This window comes from Gemmiger formicilis (assembly GCF_018784445.1).
Classification (GTDB): domain Bacteria; phylum Bacillota; class Clostridia; order Oscillospirales; family Ruminococcaceae; genus Gemmiger.
Genome location: NZ_WQOH01000012.1, coordinates 1 through 15,688 on the forward strand (window position 1 = coordinate 1; position 15,688 = coordinate 15,688).

9 protein-coding genes are annotated in these 15,688 nt (G+C 61.0%); 5 read left to right on the plus strand and 4 right to left on the minus strand.

Annotation, left to right across the window (positions count from 1 at the left end; all coding sequences use genetic code 11):
* From GPK89_RS04805 to GPK89_RS04815, 3 genes are all read left to right on the plus strand, one after another.
* Window positions 1–960 (plus strand): FAD-dependent oxidoreductase (locus tag GPK89_RS04805; RefSeq protein WP_215691808.1); only part of this gene is annotated, 960 nt, incomplete at its 5' end.
* 285 nt (window positions 961–1,245) lie between these two features.
* Complete coding sequence (locus tag GPK89_RS04810; RefSeq protein WP_215691809.1) at window positions 1,246–2,385, plus strand: metallophosphoesterase; 1,140 nt, start codon at window positions 1,246–1,248, stop codon at window positions 2,383–2,385.
* A complete protein-coding gene (locus GPK89_RS04815) occupies window positions 2,382–3,719 on the plus strand; it encodes a sodium-dependent transporter (RefSeq protein WP_215691810.1) in 1,338 nt (445 codons plus the stop codon). Before GPK89_RS04810 ends, GPK89_RS04815 begins: the two co-directional genes overlap by 4 nt.
* Before the next feature lie 70 nt (window positions 3,720–3,789).
* Here the strand turns inward: GPK89_RS04815 and GPK89_RS04820 are convergent, their stop codons facing one another.
* Window positions 3,790–6,822, minus strand: a complete 3,033-nt coding sequence (locus GPK89_RS04820) for an AAA domain-containing protein (RefSeq protein WP_215691811.1) — start codon at window positions 6,820–6,822, stop codon at window positions 3,790–3,792.
* A gap of 314 nt (window positions 6,823–7,136) precedes the next feature.
* Here GPK89_RS04820 and GPK89_RS04825 point away from each other — a divergent pair, with 314 nt between their 5' ends.
* Together GPK89_RS04825 and GPK89_RS04830 are read left to right on the plus strand one after the other, a co-directional pair.
* Window positions 7,137–7,958 (plus strand): substrate-binding periplasmic protein, encoded by an 822-nt coding sequence (locus GPK89_RS04825; protein WP_215691812.1) that lies wholly within the window; start codon window positions 7,137–7,139, stop codon window positions 7,956–7,958.
* Complete coding sequence (locus tag GPK89_RS04830; protein WP_215691813.1) at window positions 7,948–10,122, plus strand: ATP-binding protein; 2,175 nt, start codon at window positions 7,948–7,950, stop codon at window positions 10,120–10,122. The genes GPK89_RS04825 and GPK89_RS04830 overlap by 11 nt, the downstream gene beginning before the upstream one ends.
* 203 nt (window positions 10,123–10,325) lie before the next feature.
* Here GPK89_RS04830 and GPK89_RS04835 read toward each other — a convergent pair whose 3' ends face one another.
* Genes GPK89_RS04835 through GPK89_RS04845 form a run of 3 tightly spaced genes read right to left on the minus strand, consistent with a single transcriptional unit; the run spans window position 10,326 to window position 15,686 of the window.
* A complete protein-coding gene (locus GPK89_RS04835; RefSeq protein ID WP_215691814.1) occupies window positions 10,326–10,913 on the minus strand; it encodes a TetR/AcrR family transcriptional regulator in 588 nt (195 codons plus the stop codon).
* Window positions 10,903–15,366, minus strand: coding sequence for an efflux RND transporter permease subunit (locus GPK89_RS04840; RefSeq protein WP_215691815.1), 4,464 nt, complete (start codon window positions 15,364–15,366; stop codon window positions 10,903–10,905). Before GPK89_RS04840 ends, GPK89_RS04835 begins: the two co-directional genes overlap by 11 nt.
* A 14-nt stretch (window positions 15,367–15,380) precedes the next feature.
* Window positions 15,381–15,686: a hypothetical protein gene (locus GPK89_RS04845; protein WP_215691816.1), complete on the minus strand. Its 306-nt coding sequence runs from the start codon at window positions 15,684–15,686 to the stop codon at window positions 15,381–15,383.
* Window positions 15,687–15,688: the final 2 nt, after the last annotated feature.

Consider the following 15,688-nt stretch of genomic DNA (forward strand, 5'->3'; position numbering starts at 1 on the left):
GGCGCGGGCCCGTCCGGCCTGACCGTCGCGGGCGATCTGGCCAAGCTGGGCTACAAGGTCACCGTCTACGAAGCCCTGCACGTTGCGGGCGGCGTGTTGATGTACGGCATCCCCGAGTTCCGCCTGCCCAAGGACATCGTCCAGCACGAGGTCGAGGGCCTGAAGGAGCTGGGCGTGGACATCGAAACCAATATGGTCATCGGCAAGGTGCTGACCATTGACGAGCTGATGAACGACTACGGCTTTGAGGCCGTCTACGTTGCCTCCGGTGCCGGTCTGCCCCGCTTTATGGGCATCCCCGGCGAGAGTCTGAACGGCGTTTACTCCGCCAACGAGTACCTGACCCGCGTGAACCTGATGAAGGCGTACAAGGAGGATTCCCGCACGCCCATCATGAAGAGCAAGTCTGTCGCCGTCGTCGGCGGCGGCAACGTCGCCATGGACGCCGCCCGCTGCGCCAAGCGTCTGGGTGCCGAGAACGTCTACATCGTCTACCGCCGCGGCATGGCCGAGCTGCCTGCCCGTAAGGAGGAGGTCGAGCACGCCGAGGAGGAGGGCATCGTCTTTAAGACGCTGACGAACCCGACGGAAGTGCTGGGCGACGAGAACGGCTGGGTCAAGGGTATGACCTGCGTGGAGATGGAACTGGGCGAGCCGGATGCCTCCGGACGCCGCCGCCCCCTCGTCAAGGAAGGCAGCGAGTTCGTTCTGGACGTTGATACGATGATCATGGCGCTGGGTACCAGCCCCAACCCGCTGATCCGCTCCACCACGCCGGGTCTGGACGCCGACAAGCACGGCTGCCTGATCACGAACGGTCCCGACGGCCTGACGAGCCGCCCGATGGTCTACGCCGGCGGCGACGCCGTTACCGGTGCCGCCACCGTCATTCTGGCCATGGGTGCCGGTAAAGAGGCTGCAAGAGCGATTGACGCGGCGATTAAGGCGAAGGAACAGTAAAAAATAAAATTCAGCCCCCGTGCCGCGAGGTGCGGGGGAATTTTTGTTAAAAAGGCCTCCCCGTGGGGCTGCGCCCGCAGGCGCGTGTCGGAGTGCAACCGCCGTAGGCGGCACTTGGCACGGAGACTGAAGCTGGCCGCGAAGCGGACTGATGAGGGGCGAACTTTGCCATACTATCCCCTGTATGGGTAATCACGGTATCTCCGCCCCTCATCCGTCTGCGGGCGGAGCCGCAGACACCTTCCCCCAAGGAGGGAAGGCATTCTCACAACAAAGGCTGACACCATGTATCATCCATTCTTCCAATTTGTCCTTCCCCGCTTGGGCCAGGCGGCGCTGGATATTTTGCTGTATCTCAACTTTTTACAGCTGCCGCCGTTGCAGCTTGTGGCCCAGTGGCCGGTGCTGTACTACGGTCTACCGCTGGTGCTGATGGCGCTGCTGGCCTATATCAGCCGGGACCCGCTGGGCCTTGGCATCGTCTTTGTCGGGCATCTCGTCACCTTCTACTGCATCGGCACCGGCATCGGGCTGGTGCTGCGGCGTGTCGGCGGTGCGCCGCTGACTGTTTGGCATATTTTTTGGCTGGGCGGCATAACGCCGTGGCTGCTGACCGGGTTTATCATGTGGTGGGGCCGCCGCCGGGCGCTGCGGCTGTGTACCACAAAATATAACCTGACAACGCAGAAAGCCTTGCCCAATGGTCAGCTGTGCATCGTACAGATCAGCGACGTACACCCCCGGGCCTGCGCGGCCATGGACCGCACCCGCATCCCGGAACTGCGGGAGAAAGTCGCGGCCTGCCAGCCGGATCTGCTGGTGCTGACCGGCGACATCTTCGACGAGTACACCGAGAAAGAGGATTTCGACGCCTTCTGCCAGTTCTTCGGCGAGATCGATGCCCCCTTGGGCAAATACTATGTGCTGGGCAACCACGACCTGTTTCACCACTGGCGGGAGCCAAGCTTTGGCCGCGCCGACCTGGAGTGCGCCTTTGCCGCAGCGGGTGTCCGCATTCTGGAGGACACCGCCATCACGCTGTCCTGCGGGGTGCGCATCGTGGGCCGCAAGGACTACCTGTACACCAACGGCAGCCGCTTTACGGCTGCACAGCTGATGCCCACCGGCCCGGACGACCGCTACACGGTCTGGCTTGACCACGAGCCGCGGGACTTTAAGAACGCCGCCGCAGCGGGTGCCGACCTGATTTTGAGCGGCCACACCCACGGCGGGCAGGTCTGGCCTGCGGGCGCGGTGGGCATGGCTGCCAAAAACGAGCGCAACTACGGCAAAAAACATATCACAGACCGCTGCGATGCCATCGTCAGCGGCGGCACCGGCACCTGGGGCTACAAGTTCCGCACCCAGGGCCGCACCGAGATCGTCTGCATAACCATCACGACCGAAAAGGAAACGAGCCAATGAACAAACGCGAGCGCCTGGGCAGCCGCCTGGGCTTTATCATGCTGTCCGCCGGGTGCGCCATCGGCTGCGGCAATGTATGGAAATTCCCCTGGATGTGCGGCCAGAACGGCGGCGGCAGCTTTATGCTGCTGTACATCCTCTGCCTTTTGGTGCTGGGCCTACCCGCCATGATCATGGAGCTGGCCGTGGGCCGCGCGGCGCAGGCAAGCCCTATTTATATGTACCAGCGGCTGGAAAAGCCCGGCCACAAGTGGGGCGTGTTCGGCGTGTTCAGCCTGATCGGCAACATTGCCATCATGGCGTTTTACACGGTCGTCACCGGCTGGATTTTGTACTATTTTGTCAAATTCCTGACTGGGGACAACGCCGATTTCGGCTTTGCGCAGATGCTCGCCGACCCGAAAGTCAACGTGACCTATCTGTTTGCGGTGGTCGTGGCGGCGTTCGTACTGCTCAGCTTCAACTTGCAGGGCGGGTTGGAACGCGTGACCAAGTACATGATGACAGCGCTGCTGGTGCTGATGCTGGTGCTGGCCATCCACAGCCTGACCTTTGCCGGAGCCGCCGAGGGGCTGCGGTTCTACCTTGTGCCGGATTTTTCCAAAATCAACGGCAGCGTCATCGTGGCGGCCATGAACCAGGCGTTTTTTTCGCTGTCCGTCGGCATGGGCGGCATGGCAATCTTCGGCAGCTACATCGGCAAGGAGCGCTCCCTCATGGGCGAGTCGCTGCACATCATCGCGCTGGACACCTTTGTGGCGGTGCTGGCGGGCATCATCATCTTCCCGGCCTGCTTCACCTACGGGCTGGAAGTCACTGCCGGGCCAAGCCTGCTGTTTGACACGATGGCCGGCGTTTTCAACAACATGGCCGGGGGCCGCTGGTGGGGCGCACTGTTCTTTCTGTTCATGGTGTTTGCGGCGCTGTCTACCGTGCTGGGCGTCTGCGAGAACATCCTGGCCATGGTGCGCGAGCTGACCGGCTGGACACGCCCGAAAGGCTGTGTGGTCTGCGGCGCGGGCATCTTTCTGTTGGCGCTGACGACAGCGCTGGGGTACAGCGTACTGCACTTCCAGCCCTTTGCGCCGGGCAGCGCGTGGCTGGACTTCTGGGATTTCATCGTCAGCAACAACGTTCTGCCGCTGGGAACGCTGGTTTTAGCTCTCTTCTGCTGCAACCGCCTCGGCTGGGGCTGGGAGAATTTTGTAAACGAGGCCAACACCGGCAAAGGGCTGAAAGTGCAGCCCTGGATGAAACCTGTGTTCCGGTATTTTGTGCCCTGTGCCATTGCGTTTATTTATGTGTACGGCATGGTCACGTTTCATTGGCGGTAAGCCGCAGCAAAAAAAGACCTGCGTCCTGATGGGATGCAGGTCTTTTTTTGTGCAGGGCTGGGGGCGGGCGTTACGGCACTTTCCTGAAGTAATTTATCAAAATACTTTTAATATAATTATACCGTCTCGCATAGCTGTTCTCCACGCGGATCAGCTCAAACCTGTGCTCACGGCAGATCTGCTCCTTCTTGCGGTCACGGCGCTGGACGGCGGGGTCGTCGCGGTGCTCGCGGCCGTCCAGCTCAATGGCCAGAATCGGCATCAGGCGGCGGCCCTCCCGCTGGTAGACGACAAAATCAAACCGCCCGGTGTAAAACAGATCGGTGTAGCTGGGGTTATTCTCAAACACCTGGGCAATGGGGACTTCCTTGCGCACGGTGCAGCGGCTGCCGTCCAGGAAAGCGTTGTCCAGCGCGTGGTTCAGGTTCTCCAAAAAGGCGTCCTCGGTCCTGGTGCTGTACGGCTTGATGCCCAGTGCCCGGCTGGCGGCGGGCTTCTCGGTCACGTCAGACACGCCGTTGGTGCGCACGTACTGCACCAACTCGTAGATATCATCATCCACCGCGCCCGCGTGCAGGCGGTCCAGTTCCTTCTGGCTGGACAGGATGACAAGCTTGTCCCGCGCGCGGGAGGTCGCCACGTTGATAAGCTCCTTGTTGGTTTTCAGCCAGGCGTAGGTCTTTTCCCGGGTCTGGTCGGTCAGCGCCAGCGAGAAGATGACCACATCCTTCTCGTCGCCCTGGAATGCGTGTACCGTGCCGCAGCTGGCGTTGTCGTAGTGGTTGGCCCGCAGCATCGCCTCAATGGCGGCACGCTGCCGCGCAAACGGCGTGATGATGCCCACCTGCTTATCCGGGTGGCGGCTCAAGTAGGCGTCGATGCGGCGCACCTCCTGCGGGGCAGTGTTGCGCTCGTCGGTGGTGTTGTCGGGCACATCCACATAGACCAGCGGCTCGGGGTTGTGCTCCTGGCTGGCAATGTGCAGCTTGTGGTTGTAGTATTTGCGGTTGTTGAACTCAATGATGCGCGGGCTGCACCGGTAGTGGTAGCTTAACAGCGTCTCGTCGCTGACGGCATCGCAGGCCAGGAAGCACTTGTAAATCGAGTTTTCGATGTAGTCGTATTCCTCGGTCACGCTGTACTTGCGGCGCAGGGCCTTGTTGTCGGCGGGGTCCAGCAGAATAACCGGGGAAAGCTGCTGCGGGTCGCCGACAAGCATCAGCGACCGGCCGCGCAGAATCGGCACCAGCGACATGGCCGTGTTGCACTGGCTGGCTTCGTCCATGATGACCATATCAAAGCTCGGCTCGGGGTCGCCCAGGCGGTGGGCGGAGATGCAGGTCGTTGCCACGATGGGGAAAACGCGCAGCAGCTTTTTCAGGTTTTCCGGCTCGGAGAGATATTTATTAAAAGCCGCTGCCTTCTCCTTATCGTTGTCGGCGCTGCGGACAATCTCCATCAAATCCTCATATTTCGGTTCGGCCAGGCGGCGGATGTACTGCACCGACGTGTAGTAGAGGTAGCGCAAAAGTTCGCCCTCGTTGCGGTCCAGCAGGGCCATGGCGTCGGCGGTGTCAATATCGCCGTAGGCGGCCAGCTCGCGGTTGACTTGGGGCAGCTGCCCGGCCTCCAGCTCAAAGCGGAAGTTCATCTGGCTGCGGGCTTCCAGCAGGCGCTCGATGGTCTCCTTGCGCTCCCGCAGGTCAAGCACCCGCTCATAGCGTTCCAGCAGCTCGGTCAGCTGTTTGGTGCGGGCTGTGCGGTCGGCGTGGTTTTTGTCCAGCAGCTTTTCCGGCACCGGGAGCTGGATACACTGGTCATACAATTTGGCGATGGTCCGCAGCGCTTCGGCGGTCTTTTCGGCGTTGCCAAGCCGCAAAATCGGGAAGGGCACCGTATGGCCGTGGTAGTCGATCTGCTGCAATTTTTCCACCACGCCGTCAATCGGGTGATTGTTGTAACTGGCAAAAAGCACCGTGCGCTCGTTGAAAAACGCCGTAGTCAGCGTGTTGACGATGGTGTTGGTCTTGCCGGTGCCCGGCGGCCCCTGCACATAGGCCAGGGGATAGCGCATGGCATTGTTGATGGCAAGCAGCTGATCCAGGTTGACTTTGTTGTTCAGCAGCGCCAGCGGGTAGGATTTGCGGCGTCGGGGCCGGGCCGTCATCTCGCCAAAGAAAGCCCGCAGCGGTGCGGTGGCTGTCTCGCCGGAGGGATCCTCGAACATATTGAGGATGCCGCGGTACTCGTGCTCCAAATCCACCGGGCAGTCGCGCCCAATGGCGATCAGGTAGGGCATATCGTCCACGCCGCGCACCTGCGGGTTGCCCCGGGTGATACGATCCTTGATGGTCTCCTGATTTTTGTAAAAGTCGTCCAGCAGCGCGTGGTCGTCGGCGTCCAGAAATTGGTGGATGCTCAGCTTTGCGCCGTTGATGGTGAACTCCCGGCAGATGACCGGGTCGGCGTCGGCCCGCAGCGTGCGGCGGCGCACATCCAGCCGCAGCGGGCGGTAAGCCAGCACATACAGCCCTTTGTTGGTGTTTATGCTGATAAGGTTCAGCCCCAGCTGCGGCAGACTGGGCCGGGCGGCGTTCTGCCTGCGGTCATCTACCCGGCGCTGGAACCGCTGCACCAGCTCCCGGAACTGGTCGTCCCCCAGCTCGATGGCGTCCTCGGCCCCCTCGTCAAAGCGATCCGCGTCGATGGCGTGGACGAGGCTGTAATTGGTCTGGTAGGGCGTGGCATCCAGCCGGTTGCAGGCGGCCAGGTAGTCCAGCACCCGCAGATTGGCCGAGTTTGCGAACAGCGCTGTGTATTTGCCGGGGTTATCCCGGATATCGGCAACGAGGGTCTCATTCACCGGGCACCAGGAGCCGTCCACAACTTCGGCTGCCTGGATGCGGTCAATGTGGATGGTCAGGTCCTGGACGGTCAGCAGTTTCAGGTGCAGGCCGTCCACCGTCAGCGTGCGGGTGCGGGGGTTCAGCCCCTTGACGGCGACCCAGTATTTTGTCTGCTGGGTCTGCTGGTTTTTGTACTCGATGCTGAGCCACTTGCCCTCATGGATGGCGCGGAAAATGCTGCGTGTGACGTTGTTCATCTTCCGCTCCTTTCCGCTGTGATGGCAAAATTTTACATTGTTATTGCTATTATACCATCACACCCGCACCGGGGCAACTGTTTTGCCGAAACAAACGCGGCTGATCGGCACAGGCGACGCATATCTTGGCATGATGTGGTTTGCAAAGGTTGCAGGGCGGCCAGTCCCCTGGCCGCCGCAAAGTTTCTTCTATTTTTTGTCAAATCATGCAGCTGCCTTTCTTGACTGTATCGGCGTCCGATGCTACAATAAATATTATTTTCCCAAAGTGTTACTCTCTGTAATATTCCAACAAATATAGAGGATATTTGCGTATGAAGCACCACCGCCCCAGACTGCTGTTTTTGCTGGCCGTGCTCTGCCTGGCCGTCTGCCTGCTGGCGGGCTGCGCCGCGCGGGCCGCCACAGCCGACCCGGATGCTGACCTGCCCACCATCGTCATCGGCAGTGACAGCTACCCGCCCTTCAACTACCTGAGCGCCGACGGCCAACCCACCGGCATCGATGTGGAGCTTGCCACCGAGGCATTCCGCCGCATGGGCTACAAGGCGCAGTTCGTCACCATCGACTGGGTCGACAAAAAAGAGTTGGTAGAGAATGGCACCGTCGACTGCCTGTGGGGCAGCTTTTCCATCGACGGGCGCGAGGATGAGTACCGCTGGGCCGGGCCGTACATGGTCAGCCGCCAGGTCGTGGCCGTCATGCCGGGCAGTGATATTGAGACCCTGGCCGACCTAGCGGGCAAGACCGTCGCCGTGCAGGCCACCACCAAGCCGGAAGCGCTGTTTCTGGATGGCGGCGATCCCCGCATCCCCGAGATCCGCGCCCTGCTCTCGATGCAGAAACGCGAGCTGATCTACGCCTATCTGAGCAAGGGCTACGCCGACGCTGTGGCCGCCCATGAGACCTCGATTTTGCAGTTCATGTCGGATTTCGGCATCGAGTACCGCATCCTGGACGAGCCTTTGCAGGTGGTGGGGCTGGGCGTGGCCTTTGCCCTGAACGATGACCGCGGGCTGGATACCGCGCTGAACGCTGCCCTGGCCGATATGCGCACCGACGGCACGACCCGGGCTATCCTGGCTAAGTACCTGCCCGACCCGGACAAATATCTGGAGGTGGACTATGGCCGCTAAACGTCTGCCCCGCCTCAATGGGTTCTGGCTGCTGTCCGTGCTGATCGGGATGCTGCTGCTCGTCTCCATCTCTTTTTACTCGGCCAACACCGACATCGCCACAGCCGAGGATGCGCTGTCCACCCGCGTGGATTACATCAAGGAACAGTGTGCCGATTACAGCAGCCTGAATCTGGCCTCCGAGGCCAAGAGCCTGCTGCGCGTGACCGAAAGCGCCCAGCAGTGCGCCCGGGATATCTGGTACCTCACCGATAAGCCCAACGACCTTTACCCCGCTGCAGAGGACGCCTTACCGCACTTCGTCGAGAACCACTACCTGACCGGGCTGCTGCTTCTCTCCCGGGATGGACAGATCATCAAAAGCTACTGCAAGGAGGAGGCCCTGCTGCCCCTGTTGAACAAGGTGCTGACGACCGATTCCCTTTTGGATGTGGCCGACCACCCGAAAAAGACCTACGCTGTGCGCCTCGTCTGTGGGGATGACTCCTTTTTGGATATTGCCGCCTCAGCCCGCGAGGGGGCCGACTGCATCATTGTTGCGTTCTACCACACCCCCGCCGAGTATGTCCACACTTACAAATTGTCGTACCAGCATTTGGTTTCCGGCTTCCATATCGCTACGGACGGCACGCTGGCCGTGGCCAGCGGCAATGAAATCATTGCCGCCAACGATGAAAGCCTGTTGGGGCTTTCCACCGACGAGGTCGCACCGCTGCAGCTCATCAAGCAGCGCGGCGTCTATGACAGGATGGTCTATGTACGTGACACCGGCATGGGCACCAGCGGCTACTTCGGCTACACCGAGAAGGGCCGCGACTGCTACGTCTACGCCTTTTTGCCGGAGGCCGCCGTCTTTACCACAACGCCCAAGAACATCATCTTTGTAGTGATTTCCTACACCCTCATTATTCTTTTGATTGAACTGGTGCGCCGCCGCACGATGCACTCCTATCAGGAAGAAAAGCTCCTGCAGGAGAAAGCCTACCAGAAATCGCTGGAAAAGGCCGCCCGCAAGGCTGAGGCCGCCAACGTTGCCAAGACCGAGTTCTTGCAGCGGATGAGCCATGACATCCGCACGCCCATCAACGGCATCCGGGGCATGGTGGAGATTGGCGACCACTACGCCGACGATATGACCAAACAGGCCGAGTGCCGCCGCAAAATCTGGGACGCCTCGGGCTTTTTGCTGGAGCTCGTCAATGAAGTTTTGGACATGGGCAAGCTGGAATCCGGTGAGGTCGTGCTCGAACACCGGCCTTTCAACATGGTCAAGCTGCTGACCGGGTTGCAGGATGTGCTGGAAAAGCAGGCCGCCGGGCGCGGCATCCGCATACTCTGCGACGACATCGACCTGCCCCACCCCGATCTCATCGGCAGCCCGATCCACGTAAAGCGGCTGATGATGAACATTATGAGCAACGCCGTCAAGTACAACAAGGACAACGGCACCATCACTATGACCCTGCGGGAGGAACGCTGCGACGGCAAGACCGCCTGGGTCAAGTTCACCTGCGCCGACACCGGCATCGGCATGAGCGAGGAATTCCAGAAGCACATCTTTGAGCCGTTCACCCAGGAGGTTCTGGACGCCCGCTCGACCTACGGCGGCACCGGGCTGGGTATGCCCATCGCCAAGAGCCTGGCGGACAAGATGGGCGGCACCATCACGTTTGAGAGCCGGCAGGGCGTCGGTACGACCTACTACATCACGCTGCCGCTGGAAATCGACCCCAACGCCGCGCCCCAGCCCGAGACGGAAAAGCCCGCCGACGACGCCACCTTGCAGAGTGTGAACATCCTGCTGGCCGAGGACAACGACCTGAACCTGGAAATTGCCCAGTTCCTATTGGAAAACGCCGGGGCCACCGTCACCGCTGCCCGCAATGGGCAGGAGGCCGTGGACATTTTTGCCGCATCCCGGCCCGGCGAGTTTGACGCGATTTTAATGGATGTGATGATGCCGGTGATGGACGGCTACACAGCGACGCGAACCATTCGCAGGCTGGATCGCCCCGACGCCGGGCGCATCCCGATTTTAGCTACGACTGCCAACGCCTTTGCCGAGGACCGCCGCCGTGCCTGCGAGGCCGGTATGAACGAGCACCTGACCAAGCCCCTGGAAACCGAGCTGGTCATAAAAACGCTGGCGAAATATCGCAAATAATCCAAAACGCCTGTGCACCGCGCTTTGCTATGCGGTACACAGGCGTTTTTAGGTAAGGCTTCCCCCCGAGGGGGAAGCTGTCCGCGAAGCGGACTGATGAGGGGCAGCCTTGCCACTACAACCTATTCACATCGGTCACGGCAAACGCGCCCCTCATCCGGCCCTGCGGGGCCACCTTCCCCCTCGGGGGAAGGCTGCAGTTTTTATTTTCCTAAGGTCCTTCGTATCATCAGCCGCAGGTTATCCATCAGGTCTTCCACGGTGCGGTCATGGTCAGCGGCATAGCACAGGCCCATCAGGCCGCCTACAACGGCGGAAAGCAGCGACATATAGCAATACTCCATGCCAAGCTCCGGGGCGATTTCCCCCGCCGCCTGCAGCCGCGCCAGCAGTTCACTTACGATTTCTTTCAGTTCGGCCATGCAGGCGGGCATAGCACCCGTCCTGCGGGGCATTCCCAGCGTCTCGGCAATCATCTTGTAGCTGCCCATCCGGCTGGCGGCAATGTCCTGTAAATAGCCGGTAATGCGTTCTTCCAACCCGGCCAGCGTCGTACAGTCGGCGAACATGGCACGGACACGCTCGTTTTCCCGGGCAAAGCAGTACTCGGCCAAGCCCTGCAGAATTTCCTCTTTGGAGGAAAAATACTCGTACACCGTGCCCTTGCCGATACCGGCGGCATCAGCAAGCTGCTGTATTTTCAGCGCGGCAGGGCTGACGCCCTGGCCGATAAGCTGCAGCGCAGCCTCATACACAGCGGCCTTGCGGGCGGCTTGCTGGTCATTCTGCATCGTGGTCCGCCTCCTTTTCCTCGTTGGGCGTCTCGTTTTCCGCCGGGGCGTGGGCCGCGCGGCTCAGATCCGGGCGGCGCTTTTCCTCGGCGGGCGCTTTGGCTGCATTCTCGGCGGCACGGCGGGCGGCGAATTCGGCCGCAAACTCAGCGGCATCGTCGGGCAGGTCATCCATGCCGTCATCACCGACGTCGATATTCACCGGCGGCTTGCGGTAGAACAGATCATACAGCACAGGCACGATGAACAGCGTCATCAGCGTGGCGTAGCTCAGACCGCCAATAATGACGATAGCCATGCCGGTGCTCATCTCGCTGGCCATATCGGTGCCGAACAGCATCGTGACCATGGCAAGCACGGTGGTCAGCGTCGTCATCAGGATCGGGCGCATACGGGTCCGGCCGGTAGCGACAAGGGCATCGCTGCGCTCCAGCCCGCCGATGCGCAGCTGGTTGGCGTAGTCAACGAACACAATACCGTTGTTGACGACGACGCCCATCAATACCAGAAAGCCCATCAGCGAAATGAGCGACAGCTGCTCGCCGGTGGCCATCAGGCCCAGCATACCGCCGGTGAAGGCCAGCGGAATCGTGAACAGAACGATGAACGGCGACAGCAGGCTTTGGAACTGCGCGACCATGACAAAGTAGACGAATAGCAGCGCCAGCGCCAGCATCTTCGCCATCTGGCCCAGCATCTCGGTGACCTGGGTCGTCTCGCCCGCCAGCTCGGCGGTCACACCGTCGGGCAGCTGCAATTCGGCCAGCTTGGGTTCCAGCTCGCGGGAAATCAGCGTTGTGTTGTACCCTTCCGCCGTCTCGCTGGTGATGGACAGCTGACGGGAGCCGTTCTCGCGGCTGATCTCAGTGTAGCCCGCCGTGGTGGTACGGGTGGCGAACTCGCCCAGGGTGTGGGTCTCCTTTACGGTGTTGCCATCCTCGTCGGTGGTGGTCGTCTCAAACTCCATGTTGAAGATATCGTCCAGCGTCGGCGTGTCGGTCTTGTCCACAATGGTCACGGTGTAGCTGGTGCCGCCCGCTTTCAGGGTCGTGGCGGTGGTGTCGGTGGTCAGCTTGGCGGCGATCTGCTGGTAGACCTGCGCCACGGTCAGGCCCATGCGCATGGCCTTGTCCTTGTCAATGGTGATGTTCACCTCGGCATCGCTGGCGTCCTGGCCGTCGGTAGGGTTGACGATGCCGTCGATGCCGTTCATGACCTCGATGACCTGTTTGCCCGCGGCGCTCAGATCATCGAGGTCGTTGCCGTAGAGATCGACCTCGATGCCGGAGCCGGACAGGGCGCTCATATCCATCATGCCGTTGGAATTCACGTCGATCTCACAGTTCAGATCGGCCGTCTTGTCGTAGATTTCCTGCTCCACGACCTTGGCCTTCGGGGCCTTGTCGCCCAGCAGGACATAGTAAGTAAACGTCGTGTTGTCGGTAGCGGCGCTGCTGCCCGCCATCATGACCATGCTGTTGGGGCTGCCGGACATTGCGCCCACGGTGTCCACGCCTTCCACCGTCATGATGGCGTCCATGACGCTGTCCGCCGTGGTGAAGGCATCCTCCTTGGCGGTGTCGTCGGGCACGTTGACCGTGACGGTCAGCTGGTTGCTGCTCATATCCGGGATCATGACAACGCCCATCGTCGCCACGCGCCAGATGGAGACACCCAGCAGCACGATTGCCAGCGTCAGCGGCACAGCCTTGCGGCGCAGGCAGAAGCGCAGCAGCTTTTCATAGCCGTTCAGCGCCTTGTCGAACCAGGGGTGCTTGATATCCTTCTGCTTTTTCAGCACCGTGGAACCCGCGCAGGGCACGACGGTCAGCGCCACGATAAGGGACGCCAGCAAACTGAAGGTAATCGTCCACGCCATATCGCTGAGCAGTTCGCGCACCATGCCGGTGGTGAACACCAGCGGCAGGAATACGCAGATGGTCGTCAGCGTACTGGACACGATGGACCCGGCCACCTGCCGTGCGCCCTGCACCGACGCGCGGGGGGCAGGCACGCCGCGCCCGCGCAGGCGGTAGATGTTCTCGATGACAACGACCGAGTTATCGACAAGCATACCGACGCCCAGCGCCAGGCCGGACAGGGACAGAATATTAAACGTGATGCCGGTAAAGTACATCCATACGATGGCAAACAGCACACTCAGCGGCATACTGATGGCGACAACGATGGTGGGGCGCAGGTCTTTCAGGAACAGCGCCAGCACGATGATCGCGAGGATCGCGCCCTCGATAAGGTTCGAGAGCACGCTGTTGACGATAAGCTTGATGTAGTCGCCCTGGTCCATGATGGGCGTCAGGTGCAGACCCTCGGTCTCGGCCATCATTTCTTCCATGGCGGCGTTGGCCGCGTTGGAGACGGTGGAGGTGGAGGCCGTCGAGCTCTTGTAGATGGACAGCAGTACCGCACGGTTTTTGTCCACCTTGGCGTAGGCGTCGTCGGCGTTGTCGGTCATTTCGACCTCGGCCACGTCGGCCAGACGCACATCCCCGATGCCGTCAATATTGCACAGCACCATGTTTTTCAGCTCGTCGGTGTCGGCAAAGGCGTCGCCCACTTTGATAATGTAGCGGTTGTCGTCCCCTGCGCCGCCGTCGATGTAACCGGCGGGCATCGAGAAGTTCTGGGCCGCAATCAGCTGGGTCAGCGTCGCCATGTTCAGCAGCTGGTCCAGGTTCGCGCTTTTCAGCGCTTCCTCGCGGGCGGAGTCGTACTCCTCCTGCGCGGCTTCCAGCTGGGTCTTACCGGCTTCCAGCTGGGTGCGGCCGCTGGATATCTGGAACTCGCCCAGCTGCAGCTGGGCCTCGCTGCCGCTCAAAAGCAGCTGCACGGCCACATCGGCCATGGCGGGGTCCACGGCAGGGTCACCCAGGCTTGCCAGCGCGGATTCCATCTTGGCGCGCTGGTCGTTGAGCTGGGTCAGTATTTCCTGGGCTTTGGTCAGCTGGTCATTCAGCGCCTGCACGGTCTCGTTCAAGGCCTGCTGCAGCGGCTTCATGCCCTCGTTCAGCCCGGCCTCCGCCTGCTGGCGGGCCTGCAGCAATACCGTCGCGTTATTCAGCGCCGTGCTGGTCGTGGACAGGGTCGTCAGGCAGCCGTTCAGCTCGGTCAGGCGGGCGCGGCGTGGGGCGTTGTCGTCCAGAATTTTCTGGTAACCCGCCTGCTCGGCGCGCTTGGCGTCGATTTGCGCCTGAATCGCCTGCTGCTGGGCCTCATCGCCCTCGGTGGCGGCCTTGTCATCCTCCAGCCCGGCGATTTCCGCATCCAACGCCTGGATGCGCCCGGTCAGCGCCGTGTACTGGGCGTCAAGGTAGGCCGCGCTCTGGGCCACGTCCATGCCGGATTCCAGCAGGTTTTCCGCGGCAGCGGTGCTGTTGATGTTCTGTGTGGCGCGCTCGATGGCGTTGACCATTGCGCCCATCTTGGCCGTGCTGCCCTTGGCCTCGGCCAGGTTGGCGGGCAGCTCATTGGCGTTATATTGGGGGTCCCACGCAGCCAAAATCTGCTTACAGCTGGCAAACAGCGCGTCGTCGATGGGCAGCGTGACCTCCGGCAGGGTGGTGTCAGCGTTCTTGGCGTCCTCGAGCTTGCGGTTCGCGTCGTCGATATCGGTTTTCAAATCGGCGATTTTCTTTTCCAGCTCAGGGATTTGTTTGTCCAGTTCGGTGATGGCGTCCCGCAGCTGGGTCGTCACGTCGGCTTTCTGGGTGTTCAGCTCGGATTTGCCCGCGTCCAGCTGGGCCTGGGCGTCGTCGAGTTCTTTCAGGCCGTCGTTGATTTTCTTTTTGTTATCGTCCAGTTCTTTTTTCGCGTCGGCCAGACGGTCACTGACCTTGACCAGCAGTTTGTCATTCACTGCGTCGATTTTATCCTGGTCCAGCGTGATTTGCACAGACTTTTCCACAAGTCCTGTGGTTGAAACACTCGCCACGCCGTCCACGCGTTCCAGCTGGGGCAGCACGTTCTCGCTGACATAATCGGACAGCTCGTAGATATCCATGTCGTCATAATCGACCGCCACATACTGGGTCGCCATCATGTCAGGGCTGATTTCCATAAGCGTCGGAGTGGACGCCATATCCGGAAGGGCGTTGCCCAGCTGGTTCACGGCCGTGCTGGCCTTGACCATGGCGCTGTCCATGTCGGTGTCATCCTGGTATTCCAGGAAGATCAGGCTGTAATTCTCGTTGCTCTGGCTCGTGACATTCTTGACGCCGTTGAGCACCGAGAGTGCGTTTTCCAGCGGCTGGGTCACGTCGGCCTCGACCTGCTCAGGGCTGGCACCGGGGTAGGTGGTCATGACCAGCAGGTAGGGCAGGTTCATCGCGGGGAGCAGGTCGGTCTGGATGCCGGTCAGGCTGACAAAGCCCAGCACCAGCACCAGTATGACCGCCACCAGTATCGTAAATGGTTTTTTTACACTGTATTTCGGCATAGCTGCGTTCCCTTTCATTCTGACCGACCGGTCGGTCGAAAATAGTATAGCACAATTTCAGGGCAGTGTAAATATGTCGTCGGCGGATTTTCCATTTCCCTTGCAGGGGCCGCTGTGCGCATCGGCCTGCCCAGGATGCGGCAGGCCATCTGCGCACCGTAGGTGTCAATGAGCCACTGGGCAATGGGCGACATGATGAAGGGGCCGCAGGATGCGCCCGCCTGCACAAGGCTGGAGATAGAACCGGCCTTGTCGGGGAACCGCTTGAGGGCCGTAGGCAGGCAGGCCGGGTAGATCGTGCCTGCGCCCGCCCCCGCCATGA

Coding starts and splice junctions, on each gene's coding strand:
- GPK89_RS04830 (WP_215691813.1), top strand. CDS start 7,948: ATGGCCGCTAAACGTCTGCCCCGCCTCAATGGGTTCTGGCTGCTGTCC.
- GPK89_RS04810 (WP_215691809.1), top strand. CDS start 1,246: ATGTATCATCCATTCTTCCAATTTGTCCTTCCCCGCTTGGGCCAGGCG.
- GPK89_RS04815 (WP_215691810.1), top strand. CDS start 2,382: ATGAACAAACGCGAGCGCCTGGGCAGCCGCCTGGGCTTTATCATGCTG.
- GPK89_RS04825 (WP_215691812.1), top strand. CDS start 7,137: ATGAAGCACCACCGCCCCAGACTGCTGTTTTTGCTGGCCGTGCTCTGC.
- GPK89_RS04840 (WP_215691815.1), bottom strand. CDS start 15,366: ATGCCGAAATACAGTGTAAAAAAACCATTTACGATACTGGTGGCGGTC.
- GPK89_RS04845 (WP_215691816.1), bottom strand. CDS start 15,686: ATGGCGGGGGCGGGCGCAGGCACGATCTACCCGGCCTGCCTGCCTACG.
- GPK89_RS04820 (WP_215691811.1), bottom strand. CDS start 6,822: ATGAACAACGTCACACGCAGCATTTTCCGCGCCATCCATGAGGGCAAG.
- GPK89_RS04835 (WP_215691814.1), bottom strand. CDS start 10,913: ATGCAGAATGACCAGCAAGCCGCCCGCAAGGCCGCTGTGTATGAGGCT.